Origin of the sequence: Janthinobacterium kochi (assembly GCF_051380715.1) — a bacterium.
Taxonomy (GTDB): Bacteria; Pseudomonadota; Gammaproteobacteria; order Burkholderiales; family Burkholderiaceae_D; genus Janthinobacterium.
This window is the reverse complement of the sequence record NZ_JBNYXO010000002.1, coordinates 436614-454837: the sequence shown is the minus strand read 5'-3', so window position 1 is coordinate 454837 and position 18224 is coordinate 436614. Positions and strand designations below refer to the sequence as shown.

The following is an 18224-nucleotide window of genomic DNA, read 5'->3' as shown; positions in this document are numbered from 1 at the left end:
GGCGGCATGCACGGCATGACGATGGCATTGCCCAGCGGTAGCTGGACGCATTCCTTCGAAGAGGATGCAGACGGTATCGAAGTGTACCGGCCTACGGCCACGTTCGCCTTTCCTCCCAGCCGCAAGGGGCGCAAGGTGCTGGAGTTTGGCGTCGGTACCGGGAGCATGGAAGGAGGGGAGGCGAGCATGACCAGCCTGTCGCCAGGCCCCGATGACCGGCCCCGCGCCGGCCCGCTTACCCGGCTGCTTCCCCTGGGCATGGGGCGGTATGCACTGGCTGGCGCGCCGGGGCCGCAAGAGGTGATCGACATCGTCGAAGCGACGCCCGACGTGCTGCGCTTGTCGCGGCGTTAAGGCTTGCCGCGCAGTTTGCAGACGAGCGCCGTGCGGTTGCCTATGCCAAGTTTCTGGTAAATCGCATGCAGCTGGTTGCGGACGGTGGCCGGCGACTTGCCCAATTCCCTGGCGATGCTTTTATACGGCAAGCCTTCGGCCGCCATGGCCGCTACCAGCCGCTCGGCTGGGGTCAAGCACTGCATGGCAGTCTGCCTGAAACGTTGTTTGTCATCCTGGTTCTCCTGTGCGTGGGCGGCATGCCGGTGGCATGCCTGCAGGGATAACGGGAACGCGCGACATATCTGTAAAATTATCTGTAAAACTATTTTTCCTGTTGCCGGTACGCGGCGAGGGGCGAAAAAAAGACAGGCGAACCTGTCTTTTCGTATGGATCGATGACGATCAGCCGATGGCTGCCATCGAGACCGGTTTCAGCTTGGCCGCCAGTGCTTTGCCTTTCTTGGCGCGCTTGCCGAAGTGCTCGGCCAAGGCCGTGGCACCGAGCGATGCATCCTGCGGTTTCGAGGCCCGGCCGATGCCCGAGACCACCACGCCGCGCTGGGTGATCGGCTGCACGGCCAGCAGCTTGTCCTTGGCATCGAGGTCGATCAGCTTGACGCCGGTGCCACCCTTGGACAGGGTCTTCATTTCATCGAGGCCGAACACCAGCAGGCGTGCGCCTTCCGTCAGGCAGGCCAGGGCGCTGGCCGCGTCAAGGATGACTTTCGGCGCCAGAGGCACGTCGCCATCGTCCAGGGTGATGAAGGCCTTGCCACCCTTCAGGCGGCTGCTCATGTCGCCCGCCTTGGCGATGAAGCCGTAGCCGGCGCTCGACGCCAGGAGCAAATTGGTGGCGCCATTGCCCGCAAAATAATGCAGGATGCGCACGGCGTTGCCCGGCGTGCCGCCGCTCAGGTCGCACAAGGTCGTGATCGGTACGCCGTCGCCACGCGCGTTGGGCAGGGCCGAGACGGGAACCGAGTAAATCTTGCCGTTGTTGCCAAAGCCGAGCAGGGTGTCGACCGTGCGGCACTCGAAAGCGCCATGCAAGGTGTCGCCCGCCTTGAAGGTGAACTGCGCCGCATCATGGCCGATACCGGTACGCGCGCGCACCCAGCCTTTTTCCGAAATGATGACGGTGACCGGTTCATCGACCACCTTCTGTTCGGCCACGGCTTTTTGCGCTTCCTCGATCAGGGTGCGGCGCGCGTCGCCGAACTGCTTGGCGTCCGCTTCGATTTCGCGGATGATGGCGCGCTTCATCGAGCCCGGATTGTCGAGCAGGTCTTGCAGCGACTTTTCTTCCTTGCGCAGCTCGGCCAGTTCCTGCTGGATCTTGATCGTTTCCAGGCGCGCTAGCTGGCGCAAGCGGATTTCCAGGATGTCGTCGGCCTGGCGTTCGGACAGCTTGAACGCCTCGATCAGGGCCGCCTTCGGTTCATCCGAATTGCGGATGATCTGGATCACCTTGTCGATATTGAGCAGGATCGCTTCGCGTCCTTCCAGGATATGGATGCGGTCCTTGACCTTGCCCAGTTTGTAGCCGGTGCGGCGCGTGACGGTTTCGAAGCGGAAATCGATCCACTCGCGCAGGATGTCGCCCAGCCCTTTTTGGCGCGGACGGCCATCACCGCCTATCATTACCAGGTTGATCGAGGTCGACGATTCCAGCGAGGTGTGCGCCAGCAACATCAGCATGAATTCCGTCTGGTCCTGGTTCTTCGACTTCGGCTCGAATACCAGACGCACGGGCGCGGCGCGGCCTGATTCATCGCGGATGGTGTCGAGCGAATTGAGGATCAGCGCCTTCAGGGCCACCTGGTCCGGCGACAGCGCCTTCTTGCCCAGCTTAATCTTCGGATTCGTCAGTTCTTCGATTTCTTCCAATACCTTTTGCGACGAAGTACCGGGCGGCAATTCCGTCACGACGGCTTGCCACTGGCCACGCGCCAGCTCTTCGATCTTCCAGCGCGCGCGCACCTTCATGCTGCCACGCCCGCTCGCATACATGTCCTGAATCTGCGAGGGCGGCGTGATGATCTGGCCGCCGCCGGGGAAGTCCGGGCCGGGAATGATGGCCATCAGCTCGGCGTGCGTCATCTTCGGATCGCGGATCATGGCGACGGCCGCTTTCGCCACTTCCGCCAGGTTGTGCGACGGGATTTCCGTCGCCAGACCGACGGCGATGCCGGAGGCGCCATTCAGCAGCACCATCGGCAGGCGTGCTGGCAGCAGCTTCGGTTCTTCCGTCGAACCGTCGTAGTTGGGCTGGAAATCCACCGTGCCCATGCCGATTTCATCCATCAGCAGCTTGGCGATCGGCGTCAGACGCGCTTCCGTGTAACGCATGGCTGCGGCGCCGTCACCATCGCGTGAGCCGAAGTTGCCCTGGCCATCGATCAGCGGGTAGCGCAAGGAGAAATCCTGCGCCATGCGCACCAGCGCGTCGTACACGGACTGGTCGCCGTGCGGATGCAATTTACCGAGTACGTCGCCGACCACGGCCGCCGATTTGCGCGGCTTCGCGGTGGAATTCAAGCCCAGCTCATTCATCGCATACAGGATGCGGCGCTGCACGGGTTTCTGGCCATCGCACACGTCGGGCAGGGCGCGGCCCTTGACGACGGAGATGGCGTAATCGAGATAGGCGCGCTCGGCAAAGGTGGACAGGGTCAGCGCTTCGCCGTCGAATACCGGTTCATCCGGCAGGATCGGCTCAGGCTGGGCATCGTCAAATAAATTGGTTTGTGTGGACATGGCGCTTGTTTCGGTGTTAGGTGGTTGCGGTTGAATTCGTGGGGCTGATTATGACAGCCCGGATTTGGCTGACGACAGCCGGTAGGTTTGATACATATAGCGCGAGGTGAAATACAGCACGGCCAGGGCTACTTCGACGCTGTGATGCATGATGGGTCGCATCCCGATTGCCGGTGCCAGGTTGGCCAGCACGACGCTGGCGATGGATGGCGCCAGCACCAGCGGCCAGATCGTCTTCCACTTGAAATCGCTGGGGGAAAACAGCAAGCCGGCGCAGGACCAGGCAAGCAGCGCGGCGCCGACGAGGGCGGCCGGCAGCTGCTGCACATACAGCAGCGACAGCAAGCCCGCACAGCCGATCAGCCACGCCGCGCGCAGGCGCGGCAAAAGCACCTCTGGCCATCCGCAATCGCCATACAGGCCGGTGGCGCTGCGCAGGGCCAGCGCCGCCAGGCAAAACATCATCGGCATGGCCTCGCCGACGGCCAGCGCCGACTCGCCCCTGCCGCTCATGAACATGGCGCCAAACAGTGAAATGCCGAGGACAAGGAGCAGCAGCATGCCATGCAGCAGTTGGCGGTTCATCGCATACGCGAGCAGGGCCGACGCGCACAAACCGGCCGCGGCGACGAGGCGCATGGTCTCGCTGCGCTCGGGCAGGAAGAGCAGCAGCGCCAATAGCAGATAGGGCGCGATCCAGCCCAGTTGCCGCAAGCCGGGCCGCTTCCACAGCACGGGCAGGCGTTCCTGCAGCGACTCCTGCAGCGTGTCGAGCCGCGCGAATACGGGCGCCGGCCAGCGCAAGGCATGCATGGTCAGCAGGGAAAAGGCGAGCGCCTGAAAGCCCAGCAGGCTGGCATAGGCGGCCGTGTCGCCGAGCTTGAAGCCCGCCGCATCGAGCACGCCCGCGAGCATGAAGTGCAGCACGAAACCCAGGCCGCCCGAGGCCAGTGCCGTCTGCTTGAAGTAGCGCTTGGCATGGACGGCGTGTTCCCATTGCTCGAACAGGTCCGTATCGAATTTATAGGCCAGCATTTCGGCGTGCTGCCAGCGTATCGTGTGCAGCAGTTCGCGCAGCTGCAGCGTGAATTTTCGGTCGAACAACTGGCGCGCGTAGGCGCTTGGTGGCTGTTGCGACATGATGCAGTCCAGGCCGGGATAGCTGTCGCGGTCGTCGCTGAAATGGGCGAACGAACGGTCCGCCCGGTAGCGCTGCACGGCGCTGCGCACCAGGTCCGCATGGCTGCGCGTCAGATAGGAAAAATCGTGGTCCCAGCCCAGCTGCTCGAACAGGGCCTGGCGCAGCGCCAGCTCATAGCCGGCGCTGGCGCAATAGCGCAGCGCGTACAGGTCGAACTCCTCGCGCACGTCGAGGTTCAGCATGGCGTCGTCCTGCAGCATGCGGGCCAGCACCTCGCTGGCATCCGCGTGCCGCGTCAGCGCCAGGCAGCCTTGCCACAGATTGGCCGCCTCCTGCGCCGGATCGATGGCGACCACGCCCCATTGTTCCTGCGGCGGTGCGGGCTCCTGGGCTATGACCCCCCACAGTTCCGCGGGCGGCTCCTGCGCCGAGTCGTCGATGACGCCCCACAGCTCGGCCGGTTCCATGGACGGCGCTTCCACCGCTTCCGCTTCGGCCTCAGTCAACTGCGATTCCGGCAACTCAGCGGTAAACCGGTGCGCATGGCGCAGCGCGTATTCATATGCTTCACGCAGTTCCTGGAAGGCGGCCGGATCGTCTTCGGGACGCGTCACCTTCAGGCGCTTGGCATACGCGCGCTTGAGGGCGCGCTCGTCGCCGGTCGGCTCCGTGCCCAGGATATCCCACAGGCTGCGCTGTCCGTTGTGCATGCCGCCGTCCATTTACAGGAAGCTCTCGCTCTCGACCTGGCGCAGCACCTCGTCGAGCGCCTGGCGCGCCTTGCGGATGGTGTTCGGATCCTGCGTTTCCAGCGCGGCCTGGAAGTTGGCCGTGTGCGCCGCCAGGTACTGGCGCACGTCGCCCAGCGACTGTTCGTACAGCCGGTCGGCGCGCGTGACCAGGGTGCGGTTTTCCATCTGCTCACGCGGGTGGATCTTCAGGTCGGCCAGTTCCGCAAAGCGCTGCTCGATCTGTTCCGGCGTCATCACGCCCGCGTTGTCGCTGATGATCATCTTGTGGCGCTCCTGCGTGGCCAGCACCGTCACTTCCGCTTCCAGCACGCCGCTGACGTCGTAGGTGAAGCGCACGTCGATGCCAATCTCGCCCGCCTTTTTCGCGGGAATCGGGAAGCTGATCTTGCCGAGGAAGACGTTGTCAGCCACCAGGCGCGACTCGCCCTGGAAGATTGCCACGTTGATTTCCTTCTGGTTGTCGTAGATGGTGGTGATGTTTTCCGTGCGTGAGACGGGCACCACGGAGTTGCGCTCGATGATGGGCAGGTAATGCCCGCCTTCATACTGGTTTGCGCCGACCTGGCGCGAAATCGAAATGCCCAGCGAATACGGTGCCACATCCGTCATGACCACTTCGTCGAGGGCCGCATCGCGCATCTTGAGGCCCGCCTGCACGGCGGCGCCCAGCGCCACGGCTTCGTCCGGATCCAGGTGGATGGCGGGGAAGCGGCCGAACATGCGTGAGACGAGTTTGCGCACCAGCGGCATGCGCGTGGCGCCGCCGGCCAGCACCACTTCATTCAATTCCGCGGCGCGGATGGTGGCGTCGCGCAGCGCCCGTTCCACGGGCAGGCGCAAACGGGCCAGCAGCGGTTCGCACAGCTGCGCCAGTCTGTCTTCGCCGATCTCCCAGCTGTATTCCTTGTCCTGGTAGCGCGTGGCCATGCGCACGGACGGCTGCTCCGACAGCAGGCGCTTGACGCGCTCGGCTTCATCGCGCAGCAGCTGTTGCTGGCGCGGGTCGAACAGGCGGCTGCCGGCTGCATCGCGCAGGCCGCTGCCCTCCAAAAAGGCGTCGACCAGCACGGTGACGAAGTCTTCGCCGCCCAGAAAATTGTCGCCGGCCGAGGCGCGCACTTCCATCACGCCTTCGAACAGTTCCAGGATCGACACGTCGAAGGTGCCGCCGCCCAGGTCGAAGACGAGGAATTTGCTTTCCTGTTCCTTGTCGCGGATACCGTAGGCCAGCGCGGCGGCCGTCGGCTCGTTCAGCAGCCGCTCCACGCGCAAGCCGGCCAGCTGGCCGGCGATGCGCGTGGCCTTGCGCTGCGCATCGCTGAAATACGCGGGTACGGTGATGATGGCTTCCTCGACCTTGTGGCCCAGGAAGGCTTCGGCATCTTCCTTCAGCGCGCGCAGCACCATCGACGACAGCTCCTCCGGACGGAATTGCTGCGTGCCGAGGGTGATCTTCTTTTCACTGCCCATGTAGCGCTTGAAGACGGCGGCCGTCAGCTGCGGGTGCGTCTGCAGGCGCTCGCGCGCGGCGCGGCCCACCAGCACGCTGCCGTCGTGGTCGATGCTGACGCACGACGGCGTCAGGTGCTCGCCCAGCGCATTCGGGATGATGCAAGCCTTGCCGTCGCGCCAGATGGCGACCAGGCTGTTGGTGGTGCCCAGGTCGATACCGATGATCATCAGATATCCGCCTCCGCCTCATTGCCGTGTTCCTCGATCCAGGCGCGGCGTCCAGCCGCTTCGCCCTTGCCCATCAACATATTGAAGCGGGCGGAGGAAGTCATGTGGTCGATTTCCCCCAGGGTCACGGGCAGCAAACGGCGCGTGTCCGGGTTCATCGTCGTTTCCCACAACTGTTCGGCGTTCATCTCGCCCAGGCCCTTGAAGCGGGAGATCGACCAGGCGCCCTGTTTCACGCCTTCCTTGCGCAGCTTGTCCTCAATGGCGACCAGTTCGCCGTCGTCGAGCGCGTAGATTTTCTGCATCGGCTTCTTGCCGCGCGCCGGCGCGTCCACGCGGTACAAAGGCGGACGGGCGATGCAGATGTGGCCTTTGTTGATCAGGGCCGGGAAGTGCTTGAAGAACAGCGTCAGCAGCAGTACCTGGATGTGCGAGCCGTCCACGTCCGCATCCGAGAGGATGCAGATCTTGCCGTAGCGCAGGCCGGACAGGTCGGGTGTATCGCCCACGCTGTGCGGATCGACGCCGATGGCCACCGCGATGTCGTGGATCTCGTTGTTGGCGAACAGGCGGTCGCGGTCTGTCTCCCACGAGTTCAAGACCTTGCCGCGCAGGGGCAAAATCGCCTGGAATTCCTTGTCGCGGCCCATCTTGGCCGAGCCGCCCGCCGAGTCGCCCTCGACGAGGAACAGTTCATTGCGCGTGATGTCCGACGATTCGCAGTCGGTCAGCTTGCCCGGCAGGACGGCGACGCCCGAGGATTTTTTCTTTTCCACTTTTTGCAGCGAACGCTGGCGCGACTGCGCCTGCTTGATCACCAGTTCGGCCAGCTTCTTGCCGTAATCGACGTGCTGGTTCAGCCACAGTTCCAGCGGCGGCTTGGTGAAGGTCGAGACCAGGCGTACGGCGTCGCGCGAGTTCAGGCGTTCCTTGATCTGGCCCTGGAATTGCGGGTCCAGCACCTTGGCCGACAGCACGAACGAGGCGCGCGCAAAGACGTCTTCCGGCAGCAGTTTCACGCCTTTCGGCAGCAGCGAGTGCATTTCGACGAAGTTTTTCACGGCGCCGAACAGGCCGTCGCGCAAGCCCGATTCGTGCGTGCCGCCATTCGAGGTGGGAATCAGGTTGACATACGATTCGCGCACGATGGCGCCTTCTTCCGTCCACGCCACCACCCAGGCCGCGCCTTCGCCTTCGGCAAAGCCTTCCGAGTCCGGGCCCGCGTACTGCGCGCCCTCGAACAGGGGAATCAGGGTTTCGCCATTCGATACCTGCGCCAGCGTTTCGGTCAGGTAGCCGCGCAAGCCTTCCGCGTACTGCCAGGTTTGCGTATCGCCCGTCTTGGCGTTGGTCAGCGTGACGGTGACGCCCGGCAGCAGCACGGCTTTCGAGCGCAGCAGGCGCTGCAGCTCGGTTTGCGAGATAGCCGGCGAATCAAAATACTTCGCATCGGGCCAGGCGGTGACGCGCGTGCCCGACTTCTTGCCGTCGCGCGGGGCGGGGCGGGAACTCAGGGGCTCGATCACGTCGCCATTCGCAAACACCATGTGATGCAAGCCGTTGCCGTCGCTTTCCTTGCGCCAGACGGTGATTTCCAGGCGCGTCGACAGCGCATTGGTGACGGACACGCCGACGCCGTGCAAGCCGCCCGAGAACGCGTAGGCGCCGCCCGAACCCTTGTCGAACTTGCCGCCCGCGTGCAGCCGTGTAAACACGATTTCCACCGTCGGCACGCCTTCTTCAGGGTGGATGCCGACGGGAATGCCGCGGCCATTGTCTTCGACGGTGATGCTGCCATCCGTATTTTGCGTGACGGCGATATGCGTGCAATGACCGCCCAGCGCCTCGTCGGAGGCATTGTCGATCACTTCCTGAATGATGTGCAGCGGATTTTCAGTGCGGGTGTACATCCCCGGGCGCTGCTTGACGGGTTCCAGTCCTTTCAGGACACGGATGGATGATTCGCTGTAGTCGGATGCTGGTTTTTTAGTGGCCATACGTGTTCAAGCTAAGTAAAGACAGTGGTTGGAACGCCAGGCCATGGCACTGCGGGGCGCAGTGACAACGGCGGCGATAACTGTATGAATATACAGTATATTCCGTCCAGCGTCACTGGCAGAGGGCAGTGCGGCAGGCTTGGCGTCCTTGTGCGGACGCTCGCGCATTCTATCTTGTCCAGCGAGCAATAGCGCTACTCCAGGGCAACAACAGTGCGCCGTGCGCGTGGTTTGGCGCCCATTGTGGACGATTTTATACGGCAAAGCCGCCATTTTTACATCTTGTTTACAAGCACCTCTCCAGTCTTTACGAATTTTTTAGACCCTTTTGGCTAATCTGCTCACTATCAAAACAAACCTGAATGAGGGTGGGAATGGATATCGTGTATCTCGGCTTGATTGCCGTTTTTTTCGTCGTGGTAGCCGGCTTTGCCGTCGCCTGCGACAAATTAGGGAGCGTCAAATGAACGCGTTTTATGTGCTGGGCGCCGTGGTCTCGGCTGGCCTGCTCGTGTACCTGCTGGTGGCGCTGCTGAAAGCGGAGGAACTGTGATGACGACGCAATCGATATTGCTGCTGGTGGCCTTCCTGGCCGTACTGCTGGCCGCCGGCTATCCGCTGGGCCTGTACATGGCCAAGGTGGCCGGCGATGGCCCCGTGCGTGGCCTGGGCTGGCTGCAAAAGCTGGAAAACCTGCTGTACCGCTGGTCCGGCCTTCCTGCCGATAAGGCCATGGGCTGGAAAAGCTACGCCATCGCCCTGATCGTGTTCAACGCGCTTGGCGCCGTCTGCGTGTACGGCCTGCAGCGCCTGCAGGGCTTCTTGCCTTTGAATCCCCAGGGCCTGGGCGCCGTCAGCCCCGATTCTTCGTTCAATACTACCGTCAGCTTCGTCACCAATACCAACTGGCAAGGCTACGGCGGCGAACAGACCATGAGTTACCTGACCCAGATGCTGGGCATGACGTGCCAGAACTTCTTTTCGGCGGCCACCGGCATTACCGTGATCTTCGCGCTGGTGCGCGGCTTCGCCTCGCGTTCGGGCAAATCGATCGGCAATTTCTGGGTCGACCTGGTGCGTGCCACCCTGTATATCCTGCTGCCGCTGTCCTTGGCCCTGTCCGTCGTCTTCATGGGCGAAGGCATGATCCAGAATTTTTCCGCCTACAAGGAAGTGACGCTGATCGACCAGGTGGCGTATGAAACGCCGAAAGTGACGGCCGATGGTCAGCCCGTGCTGGATACGGCCGGCAAGCCCGTAATGGAAGCGCAAGTGGCGACCACGCAGACGATCGCCATGGGCCCCGTCGCTTCGCAGGAATCGATCAAGCTGCTGGGCACGAATGGCGGCGGTTTCTTCAATGCCAATTCCTCACACCCATATGAAAATCCCACGGTGCTGTCGAACTTCCTGCAGATGCTGGCCATTTTCATCATTCCCGCCGGCCTGTGCTTCACCTTTGGCCGCATGGTGGGCGACCTGCGCCAGGGTTGGGCCGTGCTGGCCGCGATGACCATGATCTTTGTCGTCATGACGACTGGCGTGATGAGCGCCGAGCAGCAAGCCAATCCCGCCTTGCAGGCGCTGGGCGTGGATCAGCAAGCCAGCACCCTGCAATCGGGTGGCAATATGGAAGGCAAGGAAACGCGCTTCGGCATCAGCTCCTCGACCCTGTTCGCGGCGGTGACGACGGCGGCATCCTGCGGCGCCGTCAATTCCATGCACGATTCCTACATGCCCCTGGGCGGCATGGTGCCGCTGCTGCTGATGCAATTCGGCGAAGTGGTCTTCGGCGGCGTGGGCACGGGCCTGTACGGCATGCTGATGTTCGCCATCCTGGCCGTCTTCATCGCCGGCCTGATGATAGGGCGCACGCCTGAATACCTGGGCAAGAAAATCCAGGCCTATGAAATGAAGATGGTGTCGCTGGCCATCCTGGTCACGCCAGCACTGGTATTGACGGGCACGGCGATCGCCGTGATGGTCGAACCGGGCAAGATCGGCGTGGCCAATCCGGGCGCGCATGGCTTCTCGGAGATCCTGTACGCCTTCACGTCGGCGGCCAACAACAACGGCAGCGCGTTTGCCGGCCTGTCCGCCAACACGCCGTTCTACAACGTGATGCTGGCGATCGCCATGTGGTTCGGCCGCTTCGGCGTGATCGTACCCGTGCTGGCAGTGGCCGGTTCGCTGGCGGCCAAGCAGCGCCTGTCGGCCAACGCCGGCACCATGCCCACGCACGGCCCCATGTTCATCGGCTTGCTGATCGGCGTTGTGGTGCTGGTCGGCGTGCTCAATTACGTTCCCGCGCTGGCCCTGGGCCCGATCGTCGAACACTTGCAACTTTTTACAAAATAAGAGGCTACCATGTCACGCACAAGCCTGACCTTGTTCGATTCCGCATTGATTGGCCCTGCCATCGTTGATGCGTTCAAAAAACTCGACCCCCGCACGCAGTGGCGCAGCCCCGTGATGTTCGTCGTCTATGTCGGCAGCATCATCACGACCCTGCTGGCCATCCAGGCCCTGAACGGCCAGGGTGAAGCGCCGTTCGGCTTCATCGTTGCCGTCGCCGTGTGGCTGTGGTTTACCGTGCTGTTTGCGAACTTCGCCGAAGCGCTGGCCGAAGGCCGCAGCAAGGCCCAGGCGGCCTCGCTGCGCGCCCTGAAGCAAACGGTGATGGCAAAGAAAATGCAAACGCCGAAATACGGCACTTCCTGGCTGCCCACCCCGGCTACCGACCTGCGCAAGGGCATGACGGTGCTGGTCGAGGCGGGTGACGTGATTCCCGCCGACGGCGAAGTGACGGCCGGCGTGGCTTCCGTCGACGAGAGCGCCATCACGGGCGAATCGGCACCCGTCATCCGCGAATCGGGCGGCGACTTTTCGGCCGTCACGGGCGGCACCCGCGTGCTGTCGGACTGGCTGCTGGTGCGCGTTTCCGTCAATCCCGGCGAAGCGTTCATCGACCGCATGATCGCCATGGTCGAAGGCGCCAAGCGCCAGAAGACGCCGAACGAAATCGCCCTGACGATCCTGCTCGTGGCGCTGTCGATCGTCTTCCTGATCGTCACCGTGACCTTGCTGCCGTATTCGCTGTTTTCCGTGGCGGCGGCCGGCAGCCAAGGTGTGACAAGTTCGCCGGTGTCGATCACCGTGCTGATCGCGCTGCTGGTGTGTCTGATTCCGACCACCATCGGCGGTTTGCTGTCCGCCATCGGCGTAGCCGGCATGAGCCGCATGATGCAGGCCAATGTGATCGCCACCTCGGGCCGCGCCGTGGAAGCGGCCGGCGACGTGGATGTGCTGCTGCTCGATAAAACGGGCACCATCACCCTGGGCAACCGCCAGGCGTCAAGCTTTGTACCTGCGCCCGGCGTGACGGAGCAACAGCTGGCCGATGCGGCGCAACTGGCCTCGCTGGCCGATGAAACGCCGGAAGGGCGCAGCATCGTCGTGCTGGCCAAGCAGAAGTTCAACATCCGCGAACGCGAGATGGCCAGCCTGCACGCCACTTTCGTGCCCTTCACGGCGCAAACGCGCATGAGCGGCGTGGATATCCCTGGCGATCAGCTGGTGCGCCAGTTGCGCAAGGGCGCGGCCGATTCCATGAAAAAGTATGTGGAAGCGCTGGGCCAGCCGTATCCGGTCGAGGTGTCGCGCGCCGTCGACGATATCGCGCGCCGCGGCAGTACGCCGCTGGTGGTGGTCGACGACGGCCGCGTCATGGGTGTCGTGGAACTCAAGGATATCGTCAAGGGTGGCATCAAGGAGCGTTTTGCGGAACTGCGCCGCATGGGCATCAAGACCGTGATGATCACGGGCGACAACAAACTGACGGCTGCGGCGATTGCCGCCGAGGCGGGCGTGGACGATTTTCTTGCCGAGGCGACGCCGGAAGACAAGCTCAAGCTGATTCGCAGCTACCAGTCCGAAGGCCGCCTGGTGGCGATGACGGGCGACGGCACCAACGATGCCCCAGCGCTGGCGCAGGCCGACGTGGCCGTCGCCATGAACTCGGGCACGCAGGCGGCGAAAGAGGCGGGCAATATGGTCGACCTCGATTCGAATCCGACCAAGCTGCTGGAAATCGTTGAAATCGGCAAGCAGATGCTGATGACGCGCGGTTCGCTGACGACGTTCTCGATTTCGAACGATATCGCCAAGTACTTCGCCATCATCCCGGCCGCCTTCGTGGGCACCTATCCGCAACTGAAGGCGCTCGACATCATGCACCTGGCCAGCCCCGCCTCGGCCATCATGTCGGCCGTGATCTTCAATGCCTTGATCATCGTCGTGCTGATCCCGCTGGCCCTGAAAGGCGTGCAATACCGGGCCATCGGCGCGGCCAGCCTGTTGCGTCGCAATCTGCTGATCTACGGCCTGGGCGGCATCATCCTGCCCTTCATCGGGATCAAGCTGATCGACATGCTGCTGTCCGCACTCAATTTAGTCTAAAGGAACCATCATGAGCACTATCGTACGTCCCGCCCTGGTCCTGTTTGCCGCGCTGACCGTGATCTGCGGCGTCGTCTATCCGTTTGCCACGGCCGGTATCGGACAGCTGGCTTTCAACGATGAAGTCAACGGCAGCATCGTCGAGCGTGGTGGCAAGCCCGTCGGCTCGATGCTGATCGGCCAGTCCTTCACCTCGCCCAAGTATTTCTGGGGCCGGCCATCGGCCACCGCGCCGATGGCCAATAACGGCGCCGGTTCGAGCGGCTCAAACCAGGGACCGACCAATCCGGCCCTGGTGGACGCCGTCAAGGCGCGCATCGCCGCCCTGAAGGAAGTTGATCCCGGCAATACGCGCGCCATTCCCGTTGACCTGGTGACGGCGTCGAGCAGCGGCCTGGACCCGGAAATCAGCCTGGCGGCAGCCTTGTACCAGGCGCCGCGCGTGGCCCGCGTGCGCGCAGTGCCGCTGGCGCAGGTGGAAAACGCCATCGCCAAGGTGCAGAAAACCGCGTATATCGGCTTTTTCGGCGAACCACGGGTGAATGTGCTGGAACTGAATCTGGCGCTCGATGCGGCCGCAAAGTAAGATGATACCGGGGTCAGACCCGTCGGGTCTGACCCCAGCCCTTGTTCTTGGGCTAATCGACAATTAAAAGATGCCCATGCTCCCCAACGACAGCCAACGCCCCGACCCTGATGCCCTGCTGGCGCAAGTGCAGGCGCAGGAAAAGAAAGCCGCGCGCGGCCGGCTGCGCATTTACTTCGGCGCCTCGGCCGGCGTCGGCAAGACCTATGCGATGCTGGCCGCCGCCCGCAAACTGCTGGCCGATGGCCAGGACTTGCTGGTGGGCGTGGTGGAGACGCATGGGCGCCAGGATACGGCGGCCCAGCTTGACGGTTTGCCGCTGCTCCCCCTGAAGGCCATCGAATACCGGGGCAAGACCCTGTTCGAGTTCGACCTGGACGAAGCGTTGCGGCGCGCGCCGCCGCTGATACTGATGGATGAACTGGCGCATTCGAACGTGGCCGGTTCGCGCCATCCGAAGCGCTGGCAGGATGTCGAGGAATTGCTGGCGGCGGGCATCGACGTGCTGTCGACCGTGAATGTGCAGCACCTGGAAAGCCTGAATGATGTGGTGGGCGGGATTACCGGCGTGCGCGTGGCCGAAACCCTGCCCGACACGGTGTTCGACCGCGCCGATGAAGTGGTGCTGGTCGATATCCCGGCCGACGAGCTGCTGCGCCGCCTGAAACAGGGCAAGGTATATCAGCCGCTGCAGGCCGAGCGGGCGTCGCAGCATTTTTTCCGCAAGGGTAACCTGATCGCCTTGCGCGAACTGGCCTTGCGCCGCACGGCGGACCGGGTGCAGGACGACGTGCAGGCTTACCGCGTCGAGAAATCCATCAATCCCGTGTGGAAGACAGGCGCCGCGCTGCTCGCCTGCGTGGGACCGTACGCGGGTGGCGAACACGTGATCCGCAGCACGGCGCGCCTGGCCAGCCAGCTGAATGCCGAATGGCACGCGCTGTACGTGGAAACGCCGCGCCTGCAGCGCCTGCCGGCGCGCGAGCGCGAGCGCATCCTGAAAACGCTGAAACTGGCGCAGGACCTGGGCGCACGCACGGCCATTGTGCCGTCCGCCGACATCGCCGGCGCCGTGGTCGAGTATGCGCGCAGCGCGAATATCTCGAAAGTCATCGTGGGCCGTCGCCGCGCTGGCGCATTGGCGCGCCTGTGGCATGCGCCGCCCGCCGTGCGCATGGCCAGCCTGGCGCCCGATATCGACCTGATCGAGGTCGGTTTGCCAGCTGCCGATGTGGCGCCTCGGCGCGTGGGTGGCGAAGACGTGGAGGCACCGCGCCGGCCATCGCGTCATTGGCGTTACCTGCTGGCCGCTGGCGCCAGCCTGGGCACGGCCCTCGCCTCGGTGCCGTTGCAGCCCTATCTGGACCTGGCCAACATCGCCATGCTGTCGCTATTGACGGTGGTGCTGGTGGCCGTACGCCTGGGGCGCGGACCGGCGGCGCTGGCCAGCCTGCTGGGCGTGGCCAGCTTCGATTTCATCTTCGTGCCGCCGCGCTTCTCGTTTGCCGTAGGCGATTTTCAGTACGTGATCACTTTCGGCGTGATGCTGGCCGTGGGCCTGATCACGGGTCACCTGACGGCCGGCCTGCGCTTCCAGGCGCGCGTTGCCTCGCACCGTGAAGCGCGTGCCCGCGCCCTGTACGAGTTTTCGCGTGAATTGTCCGGCGTGCTGCAGACGGAGCAGATTTTCGACATCACGAAAAGCGCCATCGAGCGGGCTTTCCGCGCGCGCGCCACCTTGCTGTTGCCTGATGACGAGGGCAGCCTGCAGGCCCCGAACGGCGGCGAGGCGCTCGATATCGGCATCGCGCAGTGGGCCTTCGACCATGCGCAGGCGGCGGGGACGGGAACCGATACCTTGCCGGCTTCGCCCATTTTCTACCTGCCGCTGATCGCGCCGATGCGCACGCGGGGCGTGCTGGCGTTGTTGCCACTCGATGGCACGAACCGCGGGCGCTGGCTGCTGGTGCCGGAACAGCGCCAGCACCTCGATACCTTTGCCGCCCTGGCGGCCATCGCCCTCGAGCGCGTGCACTACATCGACGTGGCCCAGGGTGCGCTGCTGCAGATGGAGTCCGAGCGGCTGCGCAATTCGCTGCTGGCGGCCCTGTCGCATGACCTGCGCACGCCATTGACGTCGCTGGTGGGCCTGGCCGAATCGCTGGCCCTGTCCAGGCCTGCGTTGTCGCCCGCGCAGCTGGACATGGCGCGCTCGCTGCAGTCCGAAACCGTGCGCATGAGCGCCCTGGTGGCGAACTTGCTGGATATGGCGCGCATCGAAAGCGGGCAGGTGCGCCTGAACCTGCAGTGGCAGGCGCTGGAAGAAGTGGTGGGCAGTGCGCTGCGCGCCAGCGGCCCGCAATTGCAGCAGCATGCCGTGCAGACGCAGCTGGCGCCGGATTTGCCGCTGGTGCGCTACGATGCCGTGCTGGTCGAGCGCGTGCTGTGCAACCTGCTGGAAAACGCGGCCAAGTATACGCCGCCGGGTAGCACCATCACGGTCGCGGCCGGGGTACACGGCCAGTTCCTGCAGGTGACGGTGTTTGACGATGGCCCGGGCTTGCCGCCCGGCCGCGAAGAAGCCATCTTTGAAAAATTCACGCGCGGCGAGCGCGAATCGAACAAGCCGGGCGTCGGGTTGGGGCTGGCCATTTGCCGCGCCATCGTCGAAGCCCACGGCGGCACCATCCACGCGCAGCCGCACACGCCGGGACAGGGCGCTGCCATCGTGTTCAGCCTGCCGCTGGGCACGCCCCCTGCGCCGCCAGAGATCGAGCTCGATGACGCCAACGACCATGAAACAGGAAAACCATCATGAACGAACCTTCCGCCACCGCCTTGCTGGTCGAGGATGAACCGCAAATCCGCCGCTTCGTGCGCGCCGCGCTGGAAGACGAAGGCTGGCAGATTTTCGAATCCGCTACCATGCAGCGGGGCCTGATCGATGCCGGCACGCGCCGGCCCGACCTGATCGTGCTGGACCTGGGCCTGCCTGACGGCGACGGCATTGACTTCATCGCCGACATCCGCAAATGGTCGGCCGTGCCCATCATCGTGCTGTCGGCGCGGGTCGACGAAGAGGACAAGATACGCGCGCTGGACGCGGGCGCCGACGATTACCTGACCAAGCCGTTCGGCGTGGGCGAGCTGCTGGCCCGCGTACGGGCCACCCTGCGCCGCCAGCGCCAGCCCGCCGCCAGCGATGATGGCGTGGTGCAGTTTGGCGACGTGCGGGTCGACCTGAAGGACCGCCTGGTGACGCGCAACAAGCAACTGGTGCACATGACGCCGACGGAATTTCGCTTGCTCTCGGTGCTGGTGAAGAACGCGGGCAGGGTGGTCACCAATCCGCAACTGCTGCGCGAAGTGTGGGGGCCGTCGAACAGCGAAAACGGCCATTACCTGCGCATCTACATGGGGCACCTGCGCCAGAAGCTGGAAGCCGATCCGGCCCAGCCGCAGCACCTGCTGACGGAAACGGCCGTCGGCTACCGCTTGCTGCTACCGCTCTAACACCTGTTAATCCCCTGTTGGAAAACGGGCGCCGCGCGCGCCGGGGGGACGCTTTACCGAAAATTTTTGCAGCGGCGGGCCAGCTGCGCCATGTTGGCAAAGGCCCATACCACCCATGAAGAAGAAAAAACCATGAATAAAATGATACTTGCACTTGCTGTCGCTACCGCCTTTACGGGCAGCCTGGCCCACGCGGAAGAGGCCAAGCCCGACAACGAAGTCAGCTTCAACGTGGCCGGCGTGTCCGACTACCGTTATCGCGGCATTTCGCAGACGCGCTTGAAACCCGCGCTGCAGGGCGGCGTCGACTACGTCAACAACCCGACGGGCCTGTATGCGGGCGCCTGGGCCTCCACCATCAAGTGGACCAAGGATGCGGGCGGCAGCGGCGATGTGGAAGTGGACCTGTATGCGGGCAAGCGCGGCCAGCTGACCAGCGATATCGGCTATGACCTGGGCGTGCTGGCGTATGTGTATGCGGACAACGGCTTGAAGAATATCGGCCTGGCCAACGCGGACACGCAGGAAGTCTACGGCCAGCTGTCGTACGGCCCTGCCTATATCAAGTATTCGCACGCCGTCTCCAATCTGTTCGGCATCGTCAACAGCAAGAACAGCGGCTACCTGGACATCGGCGCGAATATCGACCTGACGAACGGCTGGACCGGTAACCTGCACGCGGGCCACCAGAAGGTCAAAAACAACGATGCGTTGAGCTATACGGACTGGAAAGTGGGCGTCACGCGCGATTTCGGCATTGTGACGGGCGCGCTGGCCGTGATCGGCACGAACGCGGGCAAGTCGGCCTATGCCTCGCCAGTGAATGGCAAATTCATGGGCAAGACGGCGCTGCTGCTGACGGTCAGCAAAACGTTTTAATTGACGCAGATGAGAGGAGAGGCGGCGCATGCGCCGCCTTTTTTTCGTGCTTAAGAGCGCCTAACAGAACCGTAGCGAGCGGCAGTGAGTTGCGGCCGAGACGCGCAGCTGTGCAAATGCACAGT

Annotated in this window: 13 protein-coding genes; 8 read left to right on the top strand and 5 right to left on the bottom strand. The window is 63.7% G+C overall.

Features of this window, described 5'->3' with window-relative positions:
- Positions 1 to 6: 6 nt before the first annotated feature.
- Positions 7 to 354, top strand: a complete 348-nt coding sequence (locus ACQ4WL_RS06395; protein WP_436508808.1) for a hypothetical protein — start codon at positions 7 to 9, stop codon at positions 352 to 354.
- Here the strand turns inward: ACQ4WL_RS06395 and ACQ4WL_RS06390 are convergent.
- The 5 genes from ACQ4WL_RS06390 to ACQ4WL_RS06370 form a co-directional block, all read right to left on the bottom strand.
- The gene (locus ACQ4WL_RS06390; protein WP_436508807.1) at positions 351 to 539 is read right to left on the bottom strand and encodes a helix-turn-helix domain-containing protein; all 189 of its coding nucleotides are present in this window, start codon (positions 537 to 539) and stop codon (positions 351 to 353) included. The two genes, ACQ4WL_RS06395 and ACQ4WL_RS06390, sit on opposite strands and share 4 nt — an antisense overlap.
- A 199-nt stretch (positions 540 to 738) precedes the next feature.
- A complete protein-coding gene (gene parC, locus ACQ4WL_RS06385) occupies positions 739 to 3093 on the bottom strand; it encodes a DNA topoisomerase IV subunit A (RefSeq protein WP_436508805.1) in 2355 nt (784 codons plus the stop codon).
- 48 nt (positions 3094 to 3141) lie between these two features.
- Positions 3142 to 4944: a hypothetical protein gene (locus ACQ4WL_RS06380; RefSeq protein WP_436508803.1), complete on the bottom strand. Its 1803-nt coding sequence runs from the start codon at positions 4942 to 4944 to the stop codon at positions 3142 to 3144.
- A gap of 12 nt (positions 4945 to 4956) precedes the next feature.
- The gene (locus tag ACQ4WL_RS06375; protein WP_436508802.1) at positions 4957 to 6666 is read right to left on the bottom strand and encodes a molecular chaperone HscC; all 1710 of its coding nucleotides are present in this window, start codon (positions 6664 to 6666) and stop codon (positions 4957 to 4959) included.
- On the bottom strand, positions 6666 to 8663 hold the full coding sequence (locus tag ACQ4WL_RS06370) for a DNA topoisomerase IV subunit B (protein ID WP_436508800.1): 1998 nt from the start codon (positions 8661 to 8663) through the stop codon (positions 6666 to 6668). The genes ACQ4WL_RS06375 and ACQ4WL_RS06370 overlap by 1 nt, the downstream gene beginning before the upstream one ends.
- 463 nt (positions 8664 to 9126) lie before the next feature.
- On the opposite strand from ACQ4WL_RS06370, the gene kdpF reads away from it, so the two are divergent.
- From kdpF to ACQ4WL_RS06335, 7 genes are all read left to right on the top strand, one after another.
- Positions 9127 to 9216, top strand: a complete 90-nt coding sequence (kdpF, locus tag ACQ4WL_RS06365) for a K(+)-transporting ATPase subunit F (protein ID WP_034746483.1) — start codon at positions 9127 to 9129, stop codon at positions 9214 to 9216.
- A complete protein-coding gene (gene kdpA, locus ACQ4WL_RS06360) occupies positions 9216 to 11021 on the top strand; it encodes a potassium-transporting ATPase subunit KdpA (protein WP_436508799.1) in 1806 nt (601 codons plus the stop codon). The genes kdpF and kdpA overlap by 1 nt, the downstream gene beginning before the upstream one ends.
- Before the next feature lie 9 nt (positions 11022 to 11030).
- Positions 11031 to 13121, top strand: a complete 2091-nt coding sequence (kdpB, locus tag ACQ4WL_RS06355; RefSeq protein ID WP_436508797.1) for a potassium-transporting ATPase subunit KdpB — start codon at positions 11031 to 11033, stop codon at positions 13119 to 13121.
- A gap of 10 nt (positions 13122 to 13131) precedes the next feature.
- Complete coding sequence (gene kdpC / locus ACQ4WL_RS06350; protein WP_436508796.1) at positions 13132 to 13707, top strand: potassium-transporting ATPase subunit KdpC; 576 nt, start codon at positions 13132 to 13134, stop codon at positions 13705 to 13707.
- A gap of 76 nt (positions 13708 to 13783) precedes the next feature.
- On the top strand, positions 13784 to 16525 hold the full coding sequence (locus ACQ4WL_RS06345) for a DUF4118 domain-containing protein (RefSeq protein WP_436508795.1): 2742 nt from the start codon (positions 13784 to 13786) through the stop codon (positions 16523 to 16525).
- Positions 16522 to 17220 (top strand): two-component system response regulator KdpE, encoded by a 699-nt coding sequence (gene kdpE, locus ACQ4WL_RS06340; protein ID WP_096237871.1) that lies wholly within the window; start codon positions 16522 to 16524, stop codon positions 17218 to 17220. The genes ACQ4WL_RS06345 and kdpE overlap by 4 nt, the downstream gene beginning before the upstream one ends.
- A 132-nt stretch (positions 17221 to 17352) precedes the next feature.
- A complete protein-coding gene (locus ACQ4WL_RS06335; protein ID WP_436508793.1) occupies positions 17353 to 18099 on the top strand; it encodes a TorF family putative porin in 747 nt (248 codons plus the stop codon).
- The last annotated feature ends 125 nt before the right edge of the window (positions 18100 to 18224 follow it).